General features: G+C 61.9%; 2 protein-coding genes. Both read right to left on the reverse strand.

Features of this window, described 5'->3' with window-relative positions; all coding sequences use genetic code 11:
- On the reverse strand, positions 1 to 901 hold a 901-nt coding region (locus tag ABT116_RS48530; protein WP_351647938.1), incomplete at its 3' end, for a linear amide C-N hydrolase.
- 74 nt (positions 902 to 975) lie between these two features.
- Positions 976 to 1,169 (reverse strand): alkyl sulfatase C-terminal domain-containing protein (locus tag ABT116_RS48535; protein ID WP_351647940.1); only part of this gene is annotated, 194 nt, incomplete at its 5' end.

The raw sequence follows: 1,169 nt of genomic DNA on the forward strand, positions 1-1,169 counted from the left end.
ATCGGGCAGCTGGCCGCGCGGCGCTCGCAGCGCGTGCAGGTGCGAGGCGCGGGCCGGGTGGGTGCCGTACTGGCCTCGCTCCTGGCCGGGCTCCGAGATCCATCGACGCCACGTCCACCCAGAAGGTATTCGGCGTCATCGCGGATTCGAAGAAATAAAGCGCACGTTTGTGGTCGACGACCGTGCGCCATCTGGTCGACGAGATGTTGGGCTCGTCGGGAGTCGAAATACCCAGGGGTACCGAAACATTCCGGATGACGCTGAAAGTGGATGCCAAGGCCGATCGAGGATCGTCCGTCTGCGGTATCGCATCCACGTAGAACGACGCCCGGGCGAATCTGTCAGCGGCACGGTTGGTTCCGGGCAGCATGACGGTTCCGTTGATCTGCTTCCAGTACTCGTTGACGGCGAGTTGCTGATCGAAGATGGGTGAATTGGTCATCACCTGGTACTCGCGGCTGTGGTGAATCGTCGGACGTCCACCGATGTACTCGATGATCGCGCTGTCTCCCCCAGCGTCCGAAAGCGACATGTGCAGCGTGGCGAGGCGGTCTTCGCCCGGAACGGCAGCGGTCACCACCGTGAACGGTTCCGACGACAGCACTTCGACCGCTTCCCGAACTGTCGCAAAGCTGTCCAGGACGTACTGCGCCCACGCCGCGATCGACAATCCCGGGCTCGAACCGTCGTACGTCGGATACTCGGACTCGACCAACCACAAGAGATTGGCCGACAACCCAGCCTCGTTGACGCCGTCGGTCGTGCACATGTCGTAGGCCGTCGCGACAACACTTCCGTATTTCGACGTCCACTGGATCGAGTTCGGACCCGCGCAACCCTCTCTGGTCATGCCGCGTGGGAACGCCCAGAGGTTCGTTCCGAGGTCGACCTTCCAATCCATCGATCGAGCCGTGATCACAGTGTCGTTGGGCCCCAGGTAGACCAAGCGTGTGCACATCGAGAGCTCTCCCTTCGTTACGGTGTGACGATATTGAAACTGGGATCGAAGGTATCGAGCAACCCTCCCAGCGTCTCGAGCGCTGATTCGTCTCCGTCGAGCGAAATCTGCCCGGCCTTGGCCATCCTTCGTCGGCATGCGTCGGCGTTCGATGACAGGTCTAGTCCAATCAAGACTACGCTGCCCATCCGCGCCGCCTCCGATGCCCCGG

The organism is Streptomyces sp. NPDC002130 (assembly GCF_040296465.1).
In the GTDB taxonomy this organism is placed as follows: domain Bacteria; phylum Actinomycetota; class Actinomycetes; order Streptomycetales; family Streptomycetaceae; genus Streptomyces.